General features: G+C 68.5%; 13 protein-coding genes. 8 read left to right on the top strand and 5 right to left on the bottom strand.

Annotated elements, in window-relative coordinates; translation table 11 throughout:
- Positions 1–175: 175 nt before the first annotated feature.
- On the bottom strand, positions 176–817 hold the full coding sequence (locus AC1Z3W_RS32450) for a YiaD family glycine zipper/OmpA-like lipoprotein (protein ID WP_057926017.1): 642 nt from the start codon (positions 815–817) through the stop codon (positions 176–178).
- 352 nt (positions 818–1,169) lie between these two features.
- Between AC1Z3W_RS32450 and apbC the strand changes: the two genes are divergently transcribed.
- The 5 genes from apbC (at position 1,170) to AC1Z3W_RS32425 (ending at position 6,902) form a co-directional block, all read left to right on the top strand.
- Positions 1,170–2,261, top strand: coding sequence for an iron-sulfur cluster carrier protein ApbC (gene apbC / locus AC1Z3W_RS32445; protein WP_057926016.1), 1,092 nt, complete (start codon positions 1,170–1,172; stop codon positions 2,259–2,261).
- A 133-nt stretch (positions 2,262–2,394) separates the two neighbouring features.
- Positions 2,395–2,931: a superoxide dismutase [Cu-Zn] gene (gene sodC, locus AC1Z3W_RS32440; protein ID WP_057926015.1), complete on the top strand. Its 537-nt coding sequence runs from the start codon at positions 2,395–2,397 to the stop codon at positions 2,929–2,931.
- A 195-nt stretch (positions 2,932–3,126) separates the two neighbouring features.
- On the top strand, positions 3,127–3,696 hold the full coding sequence (gene dcd / locus AC1Z3W_RS32435) for a dCTP deaminase (RefSeq protein WP_006398615.1): 570 nt from the start codon (positions 3,127–3,129) through the stop codon (positions 3,694–3,696).
- Between the two features lie 81 nt (positions 3,697–3,777).
- Positions 3,778–6,057, top strand: coding sequence for an arginine/lysine/ornithine decarboxylase (locus tag AC1Z3W_RS32430; RefSeq protein ID WP_057926014.1), 2,280 nt, complete (start codon positions 3,778–3,780; stop codon positions 6,055–6,057).
- A 26-nt stretch (positions 6,058–6,083) separates the two neighbouring features.
- On the top strand, positions 6,084–6,902 hold the full coding sequence (locus tag AC1Z3W_RS32425) for a lysozyme inhibitor LprI family protein (RefSeq protein ID WP_409364313.1): 819 nt from the start codon (positions 6,084–6,086) through the stop codon (positions 6,900–6,902).
- Positions 6,903–6,991: 89 nt separating this feature from the next.
- Here AC1Z3W_RS32425 and AC1Z3W_RS32420 read toward each other — a convergent pair whose 3' ends face one another.
- The 3 genes from AC1Z3W_RS32420 to AC1Z3W_RS32410 all read right to left on the bottom strand — a co-directional run bounded on the left by AC1Z3W_RS32420 (position 6,992) and on the right by AC1Z3W_RS32410 (position 10,136).
- A complete protein-coding gene (locus AC1Z3W_RS32420) occupies positions 6,992–7,675 on the bottom strand; it encodes an HAD family hydrolase (protein WP_483509304.1) in 684 nt (227 codons plus the stop codon).
- A 102-nt stretch (positions 7,676–7,777) separates the two neighbouring features.
- Positions 7,778–9,187, bottom strand: coding sequence for an argininosuccinate lyase (gene argH, locus AC1Z3W_RS32415; RefSeq protein WP_057926011.1), 1,410 nt, complete (start codon positions 9,185–9,187; stop codon positions 7,778–7,780).
- A gap of 139 nt (positions 9,188–9,326) precedes the next feature.
- A complete protein-coding gene (locus AC1Z3W_RS32410) occupies positions 9,327–10,136 on the bottom strand; it encodes a helix-turn-helix transcriptional regulator (RefSeq protein ID WP_124834426.1) in 810 nt (269 codons plus the stop codon).
- 193 nt (positions 10,137–10,329) lie between these two features.
- Between AC1Z3W_RS32410 and AC1Z3W_RS32405 the strand changes: the two genes are divergently transcribed.
- Positions 10,330–11,082 carry a class I SAM-dependent methyltransferase gene (locus tag AC1Z3W_RS32405; RefSeq protein WP_057926009.1) on the top strand — a complete coding sequence of 251 codons (753 nt, stop codon included), beginning with the start codon at positions 10,330–10,332 and terminating at the stop codon, positions 11,080–11,082.
- 143 nt (positions 11,083–11,225) lie between these two features.
- Here AC1Z3W_RS32405 and ppc read toward each other — a convergent pair whose 3' ends face one another.
- Positions 11,226–14,231 carry a phosphoenolpyruvate carboxylase gene (ppc, locus tag AC1Z3W_RS32400; protein WP_124834425.1) on the bottom strand — a complete coding sequence of 1,002 codons (3,006 nt, stop codon included), beginning with the start codon at positions 14,229–14,231 and terminating at the stop codon, positions 11,226–11,228.
- Between the two features lie 208 nt (positions 14,232–14,439).
- Between ppc and hemC the strand changes: the two genes are divergently transcribed.
- Together hemC and hemDX are read left to right on the top strand one after the other, a co-directional pair.
- Positions 14,440–15,441 carry a hydroxymethylbilane synthase gene (gene hemC / locus AC1Z3W_RS32395; protein ID WP_124834424.1) on the top strand — a complete coding sequence of 334 codons (1,002 nt, stop codon included), beginning with the start codon at positions 14,440–14,442 and terminating at the stop codon, positions 15,439–15,441.
- Positions 15,441–17,417 carry a fused uroporphyrinogen-III synthase HemD/membrane protein HemX gene (gene hemDX, locus AC1Z3W_RS32390; protein WP_057926006.1) on the top strand — a complete coding sequence of 659 codons (1,977 nt, stop codon included), beginning with the start codon at positions 15,441–15,443 and terminating at the stop codon, positions 17,415–17,417. Before hemC ends, hemDX begins: the two co-directional genes overlap by 1 nt.
- Position 17,418 lies beyond the last annotated feature (1 nt).

Genomic DNA, 17,418 nt, shown 5'->3' with positions numbered 1-17,418 from the left:
ACGACAAGAGGAGAATGGTGACGCGCCGGCAGCGCCAGCCGCGTACCGTAATGAGAGACCGCGGGCCGCGACAGAAGTTCGAAATTTTTTTCGATTTGTTACGGGTCCCGCTGGAAGCCCTGTACGGCGGGGCTGTGCGCGTGGCGCACGGCCCCGTTTCCTCTCGTGGCGATGCTTACTGCTGTGCTGCGCGCAGGTAGATCTCGACGCGGCGGTTTTGCGCACGGCCGGCTTCGGTCGCGTTGTCCGCGATCGGGTTCGACGGGCCCATGCCCTGTGCCGACAGGCGGCCGCCGGCGACGCCGCGCTGCGCGAGCGCGTTCACGACGCTCTGCGCACGGTTCTGCGACAGCGTCTGGTTCAGCTGTGCCGAGCCGGTGCTGTCCGTGTAGCCGACGATCGAGGCCGTCACTTGCGGGTTCTGGTTCAGCGTCGTCGCCAGGTCGTTCAGCAGCGGCGTGAAGGCCGGCGTGATCGCGTACTGGTTCGTCGCGAACGTCACCGAGCTCGGCACGTTCAGCTTCAGCGAGCCGTCCGGCTGCTCGGTCACTTGCGTACCCGTCTTCGCTGCCGACGGTGCGAGCTTGTTCTTGATCGCTTGCCAGTTGTAGCCCGTCACGCCGCCGACCAGTGCGCCGACGCCCGCGCCGATCGCCGCGCCCTTGCCGCCACCGGCCAGTGCGCCGATGCCCGCGCCCAGCGCTGCACCCGTGCCGGTACCGACGGCCGTGTTGTTGCCTTGCTGCGTGGCGCAGCCTGCCAGCAATGCGCCGGCCAATGCGAAGACGGACAGGCGGGTCGCGATTTTCATGTTCATCTTGGATTCCTCTCTTGGTTGAACGAGTCGACAACGACGACAAACAACAATTACGGCTCCCTCCACGGGCGCCCGAAAAAGGAGGGCAGGCCCGTGCTCGCGGCAGCCGCCGAGACGGCCGCATGCCCTGTTTGCCAGCGTGGCTGTTCCGGACAGGGTGACGCGTCAGCCTCTACAATATAGGCGGTTGACGGCCGATTTGGCCCCATAGCATACCGCACGCGAAGAGTGCGCCGCCGCGCGCGTTCGCGCAATGGCGTGCAACAGATTCTTTCACTTTTCCCGATTTTCGCCGCGTAATTTGATATTTTTTGACGTTTGCGCGAGAGAAAAACGTTTTCATGGAGTTTCGATGAGCATTGACCGGGCACAAGTCGACGCCGCGCTGGCGGCTGTCGTCGACCCCAATACCGGCCGCCCGTACGCGGCGAACAAGGGCGTGCGCAACGTCGCGATCGACGGCGACGCCGTGGCGGTCGACGTGGTGCTCGGCTATCCCGCGCGCAGCCAGCACGACGACGTGCGCGCACGTATCGCCGATGCGCTGAAGGCCGTGCCGGGCGTGCGCGACGCACGTGTCGCCGTGTCGCAGGAGATCGTCGCGCACACGGTGCAGCGCGGCGTGAAGCTGCTGCCCAACGTGAAGAACATCGTCGCGGTCGCGTCGGGCAAGGGCGGCGTCGGCAAGAGCACGACGGCCGTCAACCTCGCGCTCGCGCTCGCCGCGGAGGGCGCGTCGGTCGGCATCCTCGATGCCGACATCTACGGCCCGTCGCTGCCGACCATGCTTGGCATTCACGGCCAACGCCCCGAGTCGCCCGACAGCCAGTCGATGAACCCGCTGGTCGGCCACGGGCTGCAGGCGAACTCGATCGGCTTCCTGATCGAGGAAGACAACCCGATGGTATGGCGCGGCCCGATGGCAACCTCGGCGCTCGAGCAGCTGCTGCGCCAGACCAACTGGCGCGAGCTCGACTACCTGATCGTCGACATGCCGCCGGGCACGGGCGACATCCAGCTCACGCTCGCGCAGCGCGTGCCGGTGACGGGCGCCGTGATCGTGACGACGCCGCAGGACATCGCGCTGCTCGATGCGAAGAAGGGCCTGAAGATGTTCGAGAAGGTCGGGATTCCGATCCTCGGTATCGTCGAGAACATGAGCATCCACATCTGCTCGAACTGCGGTCACGAGGAGCACATCTTCGGCGCGGGCGGCGCCGAGCGGATGGCGCAGGACTACGGCGTGAACGTGCTCGGCAGCCTGCCGCTCGACATCGCGATCCGCGAGCGCGCCGACAGCGGCACGCCGACGGTCGTGGCCGATCCGGAAGGTGCGCTGGCGCGGCGCTACCGCGACATCGCGCGCGGGGTCGCGCTGGCGATCGCCGAGCGCGCGCGCGACATGACGTCGAAGTTCCCGTCGATCGTTGTTCAAAATACGTAAAACCCTTGCGGGGCGGGGCCTCACGCTGTTTACGGCGCCGCGAGGCGCGGTATCATGGCGACTTTTCCCGGGTCCCTTTACCCGCCCGGCATGGCCGCCGTGTCAAACGGCCGCCAGCCGGCATGAGGATCGAATGAACCAACGACATCACGGCGTGCGCGCCGGCCGCGCGCGGCGCGCGCTGCTGGCCGCCGCCGCGCTGGGCCTCCTGGCCGGCTGTACCTCTTTTTCCTCGTCGCACGAAAAGCGCGCCGATGCGCAGTTGCAGCCGACCGTCGGCTCGCAGGCACGCGGCGCGGTGACGTTCGTCGAACGTCCGGACGGCGTCCAGGTCACGTACAACCTGGTCGGCCTGCCGCCGAACAGCGATCACGCGCTGCAAGTGCACGAGCGCGGCGACTGCAACGCGGGCGACGGCTCGAGCGCCGGCCAGGTGTTCGCGCCGGCGGCCGACCGCTTGCGTGCGGGCGCGCGTGTCGCCGGCGATCTCGGCAACATCCATGCGGATGCGAACGGCGTCGCGGCCGGTTTCATCGTCGCGCCCGATCTGGCCCTCGACGGCGTGCGCTCCGCGCTGACCCGCGCAGTGCTGGTGCACCGCGACTCGAGCGACCCCGCGTTTCCGCAGCATGGCGCGGGCCCCGCGCTCGCTTGCGGCGTGATCCGTTGACGGCCGCCGCGTGCGCGGCCCGATGATCGCGTAAAATGTGCGCCTTTCCGGGTCGCTGCGTCACGCCAGTGGCCCTTACCGACTGTCACGCAGCGTTTCCAGGCGCCCCGATATGAAACGACCCCAACGCTCACTTCGTTCGCTGTCCCCCGAGGGGACGGCCAGCCTCCTTGGGACGGCCCGGCGGAGGCTGGCATGAGTATCAAGTCCGACAAGTGGATTCGGCGCATGGCCGAAGAGCACAAGATGATCGAGCCGTTCGTGCCCGATCAGGTTCGCGCGTCCGAGGACGGTCGCAGGATCGTCAGCTACGGCACGTCGAGCTACGGCTACGACATCCGCTGCGCGGACGAATTCAAGATCTTCACGAACATCAACTCGACGATCGTCGATCCGAAGAACTTCGACGAGGGTTCGTTTGTCGATTTCAAGGGCGACGTGTGCATCATCCCGCCGAACTCGTTCGCGCTGGCCCGCACCGTCGAATATTTCCGCATCCCGCGCACCGTGCTGACGGTCTGCCTCGGCAAGTCGACGTACGCGCGCTGCGGGATCATCGTCAACGTGACGCCGTTCGAACCCGAGTGGGAAGGCTACGTCACGCTGGAGTTCTCGAATACCACGCCGCTGCCCGCGAAGATCTACGCGAACGAAGGTGTCGCGCAGGTGCTGTTCTTCGAAAGCGACGAAGTGTGCGACGTGTCGTACGCCGATCGCGGCGGCAAGTATCAGGGTCAGCGCGGTGTCACGCTGCCGAAAACCTGATCTGGTTGCATAACGTCTCACCAGTTTCCGGGTGACCGCTGCGCGTGACGCGCCGCGGTCGTTCTTTTTGGAGAATCGCCCATGAAGTTTCGTTTCCCCGTCGTCATCATCGACGAAGATTTCCGCTCCGAGAACATCTCGGGCTCCGGCATCCGGGCGTTGGCCGAAGCGATCGAGAAGGAGGGCGTCGAAGTCCTCGGCCTCACGAGCTACGGCGATCTGACGTCGTTCGCGCAGCAGTCGAGCCGCGCGTCGTGCTTCATCCTGTCGATCGACGACGACGAACTCATGCTCGGCGAAACGGGTCCGGACGGCGAGCTGCCCGAGCTCGCGACCGCGATCATCGAGCTGCGCGCGTTCGTCACCGAAGTGCGCCGCCGCAACGCGGACATCCCGATCTTCCTGTACGGCGAGACGCGCACGTCGCGCCACCTGCCGAACGACATCCTGCGCGAACTGCACGGCTTCATCCACATGTTCGAGGACACGCCGGAGTTCGTCGCGCGCCACATCATCCGCGAGGCGAAGGTCTATCTCGACTCGCTCGCGCCGCCGTTCTTCAAGGAGCTGGTGAAGTACGCGGACGAAGGCTCGTACTCGTGGCACTGCCCGGGCCACTCGGGCGGCGTCGCGTTCCTGAAGAACCCGCTCGGCCAGATGTTCCACCAGTTCTTCGGCGAGAACATGCTGCGCGCGGACGTCTGCAACGCGGTCGACGAACTCGGCCAGCTGCTCGATCACACGGGCCCGGTCGCGGCGTCCGAGCGCAATGCGGCGCGCATCTTCAGCGCGGACCACCTGTTCTTCGTGACCAACGGCACGTCGACGTCGAACAAGATCGTCTGGCACGCGACGGTCGCGCCCGGCGACATCGTGCTGGTCGACCGCAACTGCCACAAGTCGATCCTGCACGCGATCACGATGACGGGCGCGATCCCGGTGTTCCTCACGCCGACGCGCAACCACTTCGGCATCATCGGCCCGATCCCGCGCGATGAATTCAAGCCGGAGAACATCCGCAAGAAGATCGAGGCGAACCCGTTCGCGCGCGAGGCGATGCGCCAGAACCCGGAGATGAAGCCGCGGATCCTGACGATCACGCAGAGCACGTACGACGGCGTCGTCTACAACGTCGAGATGATCAAGGATCTGCTCGGCGACCTGCTCGACACGCTGCACTTCGACGAAGCGTGGCTGCCGCACGCGACGTTCCACGATTTCTACCGCGACATGCACGCGATCGGCGACGGCCGTCCGCGCACGGGCGCGCTCGTGTTCGCGACGCACTCGACGCACAAGCTGCTCGCGGGCATCTCGCAGGCGTCGCAGATCGTCGTGCAGGATTCCGAGAACCGCACGTTCGACAAGCACCGCTTCAACGAGGCGTACCTGATGCACACGTCGACGAGCCCGCAGTACGCGATCATCGCGTCGTGCGACGTCGCGGCCGCGATGATGGAGCCGCCGGGCGGCACCGCGCTCGTCGAGGAATCGATCGCCGAGGCGATCGACTTCCGCCGCGCGATGCGCAAGGTCGACGCCGAGTACGGCGACGACTGGTTCTTCAGCGTGTGGGGCCCGGACGAACTGTCGGAAGAGGGCATCGGCTCGCGCGAGGCCTGGATGCTGAAGCCGAACGACCACTGGCACGGCTTCGGCCCGCTGGCGGAAGGTTTCAACATGCTCGACCCGATCAAGGCGACGATCATCACGCCGGGGCTCGACGTCGACGGCGAGTTCGGCGAGACGGGCATTCCGGCCGCGATCGTCACGAAGTACCTGGCCGAGCACGGGATCATCGTCGAGAAGACCGGCCTGTACTCGTTCTTCATCATGTTCACGATCGGCATCACGAAGGGCCGCTGGAACTCGATGGTGACCGAGCTGCAGCAGTTCAAGGACGACTACGACAACAACCAGCCGCTGTGGCGCGTGCTGCCGGAATTCGTCGCGCAGCATCCGCGCTACGAGCGCGTCGGCCTGCGCGACCTGTGCACGCAGATCCACGACGTGTACCGTGCGAACGACATCGCGCGCCTGACGACGGAGATGTACCTGTCGGACATGGAGCCCGCGATGAAGCCGTCGGACGCGTTCGCGAAGCTCGCGCACCGCAAGATCGACCGCGTGCCGCTCGACGAGCTCGAAGGCCGCGTGACGAGCATCCTGCTGACGCCGTACCCGCCGGGCATTCCGCTCTTGATCCCGGGCGAGCGCTTCAACAAGACGATCGTGAACTACCTGCGGTTCGCGCGCGACTTCAACGAGCGCTTCCCGGGTTTCCATACCGACATCCACGGTCTCGTCGCGGAAGAAGTGAACGGTCGCGTCGAGTACTTCGTCGATTGCGTGCGCGACTGATGGCGACGCAGAGACGAATCCGGGCGATGCGCACGGCGCTGGCCGCGCTCGTCGTCTGGGCGAGCTGGTCGGCAGGGCCGGCGGGGCTGAATGTCGCGCATGCGGAAGTGGCGGCGGCCGACCCGATCGACGTCGCGATGCGGCAGTGCCTCGCGCGGCGCGACCGGTCGTCGCCGGCCGGCCAGATCCAGTGCATGGGTGAGACGCAGCAGCAGTGGCAGGCGGTGATGGACGGCGCGTACCAGCGCCTGTCGAACAATGCGCCGGCCGATGCGAAGCGCGGCTGGCAGGACAGCCAGCGCCACTGGGTCACGTGGCGCAAGGATGAAATTCAGCTACTGAAGGCCGTGTATGACACGACGCGCGGCACCTCGTACGCGATGTCGAGCGCCGACATGCAACTGCAGCCGGTGCGCGATCGCGCGCTGGCGCTGCGCGCGGCGGCCGACCGCTATGCGCCGCCGCCTGTCGCCGTGCCGGTCGCGGCCACGAGCGGTGCGCAGGGTGGTGCCCAGGGCGGCGCGAATGCGGCGCCGGGCGCGGCCGCCGCTGCCGGCGCGAAATCGGCGAGCGCCGCACCGCGCGATCCGGCGATCGGCCGCGTGCGGCCGTGCGTGCAGGATGCCGCGTGTGAGCATGCGCTGTTCGATCTGAACCGCTACTACCAGAAGCTGCGTCGCAAGATGCCCGCTCATTCGGCCGCGACGCTCGCGCGCGCGCAACGCGCGTGGGTCGCGTTCCGCGATGCGACGGCGCCGCTCGTCGGCGAGGACGGACGCGTCGACCTGATCGGCGCGCGCATCGCGACGATGAAGCGGCTGTCGGAGACGGCCGGCAACAAGTAGGGATCGCCGCGACGCCGGTCATCCGGCGCGGCAACGCAAAACGGGCACCCTCGGGTGCCCGTTTGCATTGGGTGCGCCGCGTGCGGCGCTTACGCGGGTTGCTGCGTGTCCAGACCGCCGAACCACGACGGCACAAGCGCGACCGCATCGTCGAGCGACGCGAGCACGTGCAGGCTCAGCGCGACGATCTCGGGCGTCGGTGCCTTCAGGTCGGGCACGGTGACGACCGATGCGCCGGCGCCGGCGGCCGACTGCGCGCCGAAGTCGCTGTCCTCGAACGCGACGCACGCGCGCGCCGGCACGCCGAGGCGTTCGGCCGCGAGCCGGTACACGGCCGGGTCGGGTTTGCCGCGCGCGACTTCGTCACCGCCCGCGATCGCGCGGAAGAACGGCAGCACGCCGACCGCGTCGAGCCGCGCACGGATCACGTCCTGCGCGGACGACGACGCGACCGCGCACGGAATGCCGGCCTGCGCGAGCGCCTCGAGCAGCGCAAGCGCGCCGGACTTCAGCGGAAACTTCGGATGGGGTTCGGGCGCGGCGAGGTGCTCGCGCACGCGGATGCGCACGGCGTCGAACGTGTCGGCGTCGCCGATCAGCCGCGCGAGAATCACCTGGCCTTCGGCGAACGAGCGGCCGACGATCTGCAGGTAGTCGATCTCGGTCAACGTGACGCCGTGTGCGTTCGACACGTCGATCCACGTGTTCATGATGGTCCGCTCGGAATCGACGAGCAGGCCGTCCATGTCGAAGAGCGCGGCGGAGAAGGTCATCGGCGGTATCCGGGATGCGGGGAAGGCGACGGGCGGCACGGCGGCCGCCCGAATGAACGAATGAACAACGGACGCCGAAGGTGTCCGTCCGTGACGGCAGGCTTACTTGCCGAGCGCGGCGCGGGCAGCCTTGATGGCCGCACGCACTTGATCGGGCGCGGTGCCGCCCGGGTGGTTGCGGCTTGCGACCGAACCTTCGAGCGTCAGGTAGCCGAACACGTCGTCGCCGATCAGATGCGCGACGTTCGGCAGTTCCTGCTTCATTTCGTCGAGCGTCAGGTCGGCCAGGTCGATGCCGCGGTCGTCGCAGATCTTCACTGCGTGCGCGACGGCTTCGTGCGCGTCGCGGAACGGCAGCCCGCGCTTCACGAGGTAGTCGGCGAGGTCGGTGGCGGTCGAGAAGCCCTGCAGCGCGGCCGCGCGCATCGCGTCCGGCTTCACGGTGATGCCCGCGACCATCTCGGCGAAGATCCGCAGCGTGTCGGCAACGGTGTCGACCGTGTCGAACAGCGGTTCCTTGTCTTCCTGGTTGTCCTTGTTGTACGCGAGCGGCTGGCCCTTCATCAGCGTGAGGAGCGCCATCAGGTGGCCGTTCACGCGGCCCGTCTTGCCGCGCGCGAGCTCGGGCACGTCCGGGTTCTTCTTCTGCGGCATGATCGAGCTGCCGGTGCAGAAGCGGTCGGCGATGTCGATGAAGCCGACGCGCGGGCTCATCCACAGCACGAGTTCCTCGGAGAAGCGCGACACGTGCGTCATCACGAGCGCGGACGCGGCCGTGAACTCGATCGCGAAGTCGCGATCCGACACCGCGTCGAGCGAGTTCGCGCAGATGCCGTCGAAGCCGAGCGTCTTCGCCACCGCGTGACGGTCGATCGGGTAGCTGGTGCCCGCGAGCGCGGCCGCGCCGAGCGGCAGGCGGTTCACGCGGGTGCGGCAGTCGCGCATGCGTTCCGCGTCGCGCGTGAACATCTCGACGTACGCGAGCAGGTGATGGCCGAACGTGACCGGCTGCGCGACCTGCAGGTGCGTGAAGCCCGGCATGATCGTGTCCGCGTTCTTTTCCGCGAGGTCGACCAGCGCGCCGCGCAGGTCGTTCAGCAGGCCGCCGATGCGGTCGATTTCGCCGCGCAGCCACAGACGGATGTCGGTCGCGACCTGGTCGTTGCGCGAGCGGCCCGTGTGCAGGCGCTTGCCGGCGTCGCCGATCAGCGCGGTCAGGCGCGCCTCGATGTTCAGGTGGACGTCCTCGAGATCCAGCTGCCATTCGAATTCGCCGCGCTCGATCTCGCCCTTGATCTGCGTCATCCCGCGTTCGATCGCGGCGAGGTCGTCGGCGCTGATGATCTTCTGCGCCGCGAGCATGCTCGCGTGCGCGAGCGAGCCGGCGATATCGACGAGCGCGAGGCGCTTGTCGAAAAACACCGACGACGTGTAGCGCTTGACCAGCTCCGACATCGGTTCCGAGAAGCGGGCCGACCAGGCCTCGCCCTTTTTGTGCAGTTGGGACGTCATGGCGATTCTTCGAAGGGGAGTTGGGCGGCGTACGCCGCCGAGGGAATCCCGCGATTCTAACATTCGCGGGCCCGGCCGCCGGCCTTCGCCGGCGCGGGCCGTCCGCGGCGCCTGTCCCCGTTACCGGCGGGAACGGGCCCTAGTCGCGCACGAGTACGACGAGCTTCAGGTCCTCGCGGTGCGCGGGTTTCAGCGTGATCTGCTGGTACACGAGGCGGCCGTCGGCCGGATGGTCGAACTCGCGCAGGCCGCCTTCGCGCTCGAACACGTCCTGTGACGCCCAGTATTGCGCGAACGCGTCGCTGCCGGCCATCAGCGCGTCGATCAGCGCGCGGGTCGGCGCGTCGGCGAGGTGGCGGATCGAGTCCGCGCGGAATTCGGCCGCGAGCCGCCGCGCGCGGGTTTCCCAGTCGACGATCAGCGTGCGCGCGGCCGGTGCCATGAACGTGAAGCGCAGCAGATTGCGGTCGTGCTCGCCGTCGAGCCAGCCCGCGAACAGCGCGGCGGCCGGTGCGTTCCACGCGAGCGCGTTCCATTGCCGGTCGAGCACGTAAGCGGGCGTGGCGATCGCGGCGACGGTTGCCGCGAGCGTCGGCGGCAAGTCGCCGGCCGCGACGTCGGGCTCGGCCGGATCACGCTGCGCGGCCAGCTCGAACAGGTACGCGCGTTCGGCCTTCGACAGCTGCAGCGCGACGGCGATCCGCGCGAGCGCGTCGGCCGACGCCGACACCGGGCGACCCTGTTCGATCCACGTGTACCAGGTCGGGCTGACTCCGCACAGCTGCGCGACTTCCTCGCGCCGCAGGCCCGGCGTGCGGCGGCGCGGGCCGGGCGGCAGGCCGACGGCCTGCGGCGACAGCCGTTCGCGGTGCGCGCGGATGAATTCGCCGAGCGCGCGGGCGGGCGTGGCGTCGAGCGGCGGGGTGGGGGCGGAAGACGGCTGGTTCATGCGAAAACGGCTGAAACGACAAAAAAGGACGCGCGGGATGCACGGGATGCACGACACGGATCGGGGCAGCGATCAGGCAGGTGTAACAAATACCAGAATAACTGCTTGACTTGTACTGGTACAAGCGCGGCCCTATTGTAGCGATTCGCGCGCTGGCAGGCAGCGAGCGCCCCACCCAACGAAGGAGCGAACGATGAAACACCACGACCAGGTCGCCGACGCATTCGGCACGACGGCCGCCGCCTACCTGACGAGCACGGTCCATGCGACGGGCGCCGACCTGCAGGCGCTGGGCGACGCCGTGCGCGCGACGCCCGACGGCGCGGTGCTCGATCTCGGCTGCGGCGCGGGCCACGCGAGCTTCGCGGTCGCGCCGCACGTGCGCGACGTGGTCGCCTACGATCTCGCCGCGCCGATGCTCGCGACCGTCGACGCCGCCGCGCGCGAGCGCGGGCTTGCGAACATCCGCACGCAGCAAGGCCCGGCCGAGCGGCTGCCATTCGACGCAGGCACCTTCGACTGGGTGGTCAGCCGGATGAGCGCGCACCACTGGCACGACGTGCGCGCGGCGCTCGCCGAAGTGCGCCGCGTGCTGAAGCCGGGCGGCCGCGTGCTGATGATCGACATCGCGGGCAACGACCACCCGCTGCTCGACACGTATCTGCAGGCCGCGGAAGTGCTGCGCGACGCGTCGCACGTGCGCGACTACCGCGCCGACGAATGGCTCGCGATGTTCCGCGGCGCCGGGTTCGACGCGAAGGTGCAGCGCCGCTGGCGCCTGCCGATCGATTTCGATACGTGGGTCGAGCGGATCCGCACGCCGGCCGACAGCGTCGCGGGCATCCGCGCGCTGTGGGCGCATGCACCCGACGAGGTACGCGGCTACTACGCGGTGCAGCCGGACGGGTCGTTCGAGCATGACGCGTTGCTGATCGACGCGCAGTGAGCATGCGGCGCGTCGGCCGCTGCTTTCGCTCCTCTCGATGAAAAAAGCCGCGATACGCATGAATTGCGTATCGCGGCTTTCGTTTCACGGCTTTCGTTTTGCGATGCCGGCGCGGCGCGGGGCAGCCCCGCGCCGCGTGCGGATCAGCCCGTGTTGCGCAGGCCGGCCGCGATCCCGTTGATGGTCAGGTGAATCCCGCGGCGCAGCCGCGCGTTCGTATCGCCCGCGCGGTGACGCTTGATCAGCTCGACCTGCAGGTGGTTCAGCGGATCGAGATACGGGAAGCGGTTCTTGATCGAGCGCGCGAGCAGCGGGTTGGTCGCGAGGCGGCCTTCGTGCCCGGTGATTTCCGCGAGCGCCTGCGACGTACGCTCCCATTCGGCGACGATCCGCTCGAACACGTGCTTGCGCAGCTTGCGGTCGGCGACCAGCTGCGCATAGCGCGACGCAACCGCGAGATCGGTCTTCGCGAGCACCATGTCCATGTTCGACAGCAGGTGCGCGAAGAACGGCCAGGTCTTGTTCATCTTCCTGAGCAGCGTCACGCGCTTCGTGCGTTCGGCCGCGTCCTGCGCGCCGTCGAGATACGCGCTCACCGCGCTGCCGAAGCCGTACCAGCCCGTCAGCAGCAGCCGGCACTGACCCCACGAGAAGCCCCACGGAATCGCGCGCAGGTCTTCGATCTTGCGGTTCTTCGGATCCTGCAGCTTGCGCGAGGCCGGGCGGCTGCCGATGTTCAGCTCGGCGATCTCGGTGATCGGCGTCGACGAGAAGAAGTAGTCGGTGAAGCCGGGCGTTTCATAGACGAGCGCGCGATACGACGCCATCGCGGCGTCGGACAGCGTCTGCATCGCGGCCTCGAACGCGGGCAGTTGCGCGGGCGCGTTCGACTGCGGCAGCAGCGACGCTTCGAGCGTCGCGGCGACCACCGTCTCGAGGTTGCGACGGCCGATCTCGGGGTTCGCGAACTTGCTGGCGATCACCTCGCCCTGTTCGGTCAGGCGGATCTGGCCGTTCACGGTGCCCGGCGGCTGCGACAGGATCGCCTGGTAGGTCGGGCCACCCCCGCGGCCGACCGTGCCGCCGCGGCCGTGGAACAGGCGCAGCGTGATCTTGCGTTCGCGAAACAGGTCGACGAGCGCGAGTTCGGCGCGATACAGCTCCCAGTTCGACGTCAGGAAGCCGCCGTCCTTGTTGCTGTCCGAGTAGCCGAGCATCACTTCCTGCTCGGCGCCCTGGTGCGCGATCAGCGCGTCGATGCCCGGCAGCGCGAAGTATTCGCGCATGATGCGAGCGGCGTCGCGCAGGTCGGGAATCGTCTCGAACAGCGGGATCACCATCAGGCCGTTCTTCGCATTGCTGCCGAGCGCGCCTTCGAGCAGGCCCGTTTCCTTCTGCAGCAGCAGCACTTCGACGAGGTCGCTGACCGTCTCGGTGTGCGAAATGATGTAGTTGCGCACCGCACGCGGGCCGAATTGCGCCCGCACCTCGCGTGCCTTCTCGAACACGCCGAGCTCGCTTTGCGCGAGTGCCGAGTACTCGATGTACGGCGAGCGCAGCGGGCGCGGATCGGCAAGCGCGGCAAGCAGCGCGATCAGCTTGTCGTCCTCGGAGAGCGAGGCATAGTCGGCCTGTACGCCGGCGCGCGCGAACAGTTCGGCGACCACGGCCTCGTGGATGTCGGAGCTCTGGCGCAGGTCGATGCTCGCGAGATGGAAGCCGAACACCTCGGCCGCGCGCACGAGCGGCGTGAGGCGCGGTGCGGCAAGCGACGCGCCGTGGTGCTCTTCGAGCGACGCGGTCAATACCTTCAGGTCCGCGACGAACGCTTCGGAATCCGCATACGGAATCGCCCGCACGGGCGGTGCGCCGCGGCCCGCGCTGCGCACCGGCACCGTGCCTTCGCCGAGCCGCACGCGCGCGCTTGCGGCCAGCCGCGTGTAGATGCCGATCAGCGCGCGGCGATACGGTTCGTCGACGCGGTGCGGCGACTGGTCGGGCGATGCGGCGGCGAGTGCCTTCACCGCGTCGTTCGCGCCGACCAGCAGGTTCGACACCGACAGCTCGGCGCCGAGCTTGTGCACCTGTTCCAGATAGTGTTCGAAGATCACCGCGGCCTGACGGTTGATCGCTTCTTCGAGCGTCGGGGCGGTCACGTTCGGGTTGCCGTCGCGATCGCCGCCGATCCAGCTGCCCATCTGGAAGAACGCCGGCACGCGCGCGGACAGGCCGTGTTCGGCGAGCGCCGCCTCGATGTCGCCGTACAGCGCCGGCAGCTCGTCGAGGAACGTCGCGCGGTAGTACGACAGCGCGTTCTCGATCTCGTCGCCGACCGTCAGGCGCGAGTCGCGCAGCATGCGGGTCTGCCACAGCGCGGTCACGCGCGCACGCAGCATCGATTCGTTGTACGAGCGTTCGCGCGCGGTCAGCGGCTGGTCGCGTTCGGCGAGCAGGCGCGCGATGTCGTGCTGCGCGTCGAGGATGCTCTTGCGCTGCACTTCGGTCGGGTGCGCGGTCAGCACCGGCACGATCAGCGCATCGTCGAAGAAGCGCTGCAGCAGGCGCTTCGACGCGTTGCCGGTCGTCTTCAGCTGTTCGAGCGCGTACGCGACGGTGCCGGGCTGCGACGCGGAGCCGGCCAGCGCGTGGATGCGGCGGCGACGGTTGTGGTGGCGGTCTTCCGCGATGTTCGCGAGGTGCGAGAAATAGCTGAACGCGCGCACGACGCTCACCGTCTGCTCCGGCGTCAGCTTGCGCAGCTTCTTCTCGAGCGTCTGCGCGGCTTCGCTGTCGTCCTCGCGGCGAAACTTCACCGCGGTCTGGCGGATCGTTTCGACGACGTCGAACACGGTGTCGCCTTCCTGTTCGCGCACCACGTCGCCGAGCAGGCGGCCGAGGAAGCGGATGTCCTCGAACAGCGGGCCGTCCTTGTCCTCGCGCGTGCGTGCGCCGGGCTTCGATGCACCGGCCGTGCGGGCAGCCGGGCCGGCGGTCTTGGTCGCGCGTTTTGTCTGGCGTATCGGGTCTTTCGGTTTCGTTGCCGTTTTCGCACGGCCGTTCGCGGCGGTGGCGAGGGTGCCCGTCTGGGCGTCGGAGGAGGGCAAGGCAGCATTGCGGCGCGTCGTACGCGCCGATCCGGAAGACTTCACGATGGGTTTCCTTGGGAAAGCTCGAGTCAAAAGGGACTGCGGGGACTACGGGAACTGCGTTCAAGCAACCAGCTACGTGCGGCACATCCGCGCACCGGTATCGCCGCCCGCGCGAAAGCGCGGCGGGAGCAGGCTCCGGGCCGGGGCGGGCCGAAGCGTGCGTGCTACCATTGTTCGATCTTCAATCCCGTCCTTCGATGTTCCAGCAATGAATTCCGAGACCTTTTCGGCCGGGCCGCGTTCGGCACAAGCCCCCGTTACGCTGACGATTGCTTCGCGCGAGAGCCGCCTGGCGATGTGGCAAGCCGAACATGTGTGTGATGCGCTGCGCAAATTATATCCAGCTTGTGACGTGAAAATCCTCGGGATGACGACCCGTGGCGATCAGATTCTCGATCGTACGCTGTCGAAGGTCGGCGGCAAGGGCCTGTTCGTCAAGGAGCTGGAGAATGCGCTCGCCGACGGCCGCGCCGACCTGGCCGTGCATTCGCTGAAGGACGTGCCGATGGCGCTGCCCGACGGCTTCGCGCTTGCCGCGATCATGGAGCGCGAGGATCCGCGCGACGCGTTCGTGTCGAACGACTATGCGTCGCTCGACGCGCTGCCGGCCGGCGCCGTCGTCGGCACGTCGAGCCTGCGTCGCGAGGCGATGCTGCGCGCGCGTTATCCGCACCTGAACGTGCTGCCGCTGCGCGGCAACCTCGACACGCGCCTGTCGAAGCTCGATCGCGGCGACTACGCGGCGATCATACTCGCGGCCGCCGGCCTGAAGCGCCTCGGTCTCGAAACGCGAATCCGTGCACTGATCGACGTCGAGGACAGCCCGCCGGCCGCCGGCCAGGGCGCGCTCGGCATCGAAATCGCCGCGCACCGCGCGGACGTCGCCGCGTGGCTCGCGCCGCTGCACGATTCGCAGACCGCGCTCGCGGTCGAAGCCGAGCGGATGGTGTCGCGCGCGCTCGGCGGCAGCTGCGAGGTGCCGCTCGCCGCGCACGCGGTGTGGCGTGCAGGCGAGCTGTACCTGACGGGCCGCGTGTCGACGACCGACGGCCAGCGCGTGCTGACGGCCGAGGAGTGCGCTGCCGTCGTCACCGTCGCCGATGCGCTCGCGCTCGGCCGTGCGGTGTCCGACGAGCTCGAGGCGCAGGGCGCGCTCGACATCGTCAACGCCCTGCTCGCCGGCTCGCGGGCCGGCAAGGGCGACGCCTGATGGCGGGCCGCGCGCGCGCGTTCACCGCTGTCCTGACGCGCCCGGACGGCCAGTCGGCCGCGCTCGCGGCGCAGCTGGCCGAGGCTGGTTGCGACGTGCTCGAATTCCCGCTGATCGACATCGCGCCGGTCGACGATCCGGCGCCGCTCGACGCCGCATTCGCTGCGCTCGCGGATTACGCGCTCGTGATCTTCGTGTCGCCGAACGCGATCGACCGCGCGCTCGCGCTGTACGGCGCGATCTGGCCGAATGCGCTGCCGGTCGGCGTCGTCGGTCCCGGCAGCGTCGCGGCGCTCGAGCGCCACGGGATCGCGGCGCCCGCGTATCGCGTGATCGCGCCGCAGGCGCCCGCCGACGGCGGCGTCCCGCATTACGATTCGGAAAACCTGTTCGCGAGCATCGAGGCCGCGTTCGGCGGCGCGCAGGCGCTTGCGGCCAAGCGCGTGCTGATCGTGCGCGGCGACGGCGGGCGCGAATGGCTCGCCGAGCGGCTGCGCGAAGCCGGCGCAGACGTCACGCTGGTCGCCGCGTACCGGCGCGTCGTGCCCGAGCCGCGCGTCGGCACGTGGGAGCGCGTGCACGCGCTGCTCGCCGGCGCGCCGCACGCGTGGCTCGTCACGAGCTCGGAAGGCGTGCGCAACCTGCACGAACTCGCACGCACGCACCTGAACGACGCCGAGATCGAAGCGCTCAAGCATGCGCCGCTCGTGACGCCGCACCCGCGCATCGAGCAGACCGCGCGCGCATTGGGTTTTGATAGGATTACGCTGACCGGCGCGGGCGATGAGCGCATCGTCCGCGCGTTTCGAACGATGGCCGACGAGGCCGTCCAACCGGCGACAGCCGCACCGGTGACTAAACGCATGACAGATACCAACGATTCCAAAAGCGTCGCTTCCCAGCCGGCCGCTGCATCCGCACCGCCGTCCCGCCCCGCCTACATGGCGTCCGAACCGCCCGCGCGCCGCGGCGGCAGCGCGGTGCTGTGGTTCGTCGTCGTCGTGCTCGGCTGCGCGGCGGGCGTCGGCGGCTACGCGCTGAACCGCAAGGTCGACCGGCTCGACGATTCGTTCGTCGCGCGCCAGAAGGCGCTCGACGCGCAAACGGCCGAAACCCGCATGAAGACCGAGCAGGCGCTCGCGAGCACGCATCAGGTCGACACGCAGCTCGCGCAGCTCGACGGCAAGCTCGCCGACGCGCAAAGCGCGCAGCAGGCGCTGCAGCAGCAATACCAGGACCTGTCGCGCAACCGCGACGCGTGGATGCTCGAGGAAGTCGACCAGATGCTGTCGAGCGCGAGCCAGCAGCTGCAGCTGACCGGCAACACGCAGCTCGCGCTGATCGCGCTGCAGAATGCCGACGCGCGCCTCGCGACGTCGCAGAGCGCGCAGGCCGTCACGGTGCGCAAGGCGCTCGCGCAGGACATCGAGAAGCTGAAGGCCGCACCGTCGGCCGATCTCACCGGCCTCGCGATCAAGCTCGACGACGCGATCGCGAAGATCGACGCGCTGCCGCTGTCGGGCGAGGCGATCGTTCCGCACGCGGCGCCGAAGGCCGAGCCCGATGCCGCCGCGTCGTCGGCTGCGGCCACGGCTGGCGAGCCGCGCTGGAAGGTGTGGTGGCATGACTTTTCGGCCGGCCTCGGCCAGCAGCTGAAGGGCCTCGTGCAGGTGCGCCGGATCGACAATGCCGACGCGATGCTCGCATCGCCCGACCAGGGCTACTTCGTGCGTGAGAACGTGAAGCTGCGCCTGCTTACCGCACGGCTGTCGCTGCTCGCGCGCAACGACGGCGCGATGAAGGCCGACCTGCACGCCGCGCAGGCCTCGCTCGGCAAGTATTTCGACCAGGCCTCGAAGGACACGCAGTCCGTCGAGGATCTGCTCAAGCAGGTCGACGGCGCATCGCTGACGGTCGCGGTGCCGAACCTGAACACGAGCCTGAACGCCGTTCAGCAGTTCAAGAGCCGGGGGTAAC

Source organism: Burkholderia sp. 10_S31, assembly GCF_056930375.1.
This window is presented reverse-complemented; position numbering and strand designations above follow the sequence as displayed.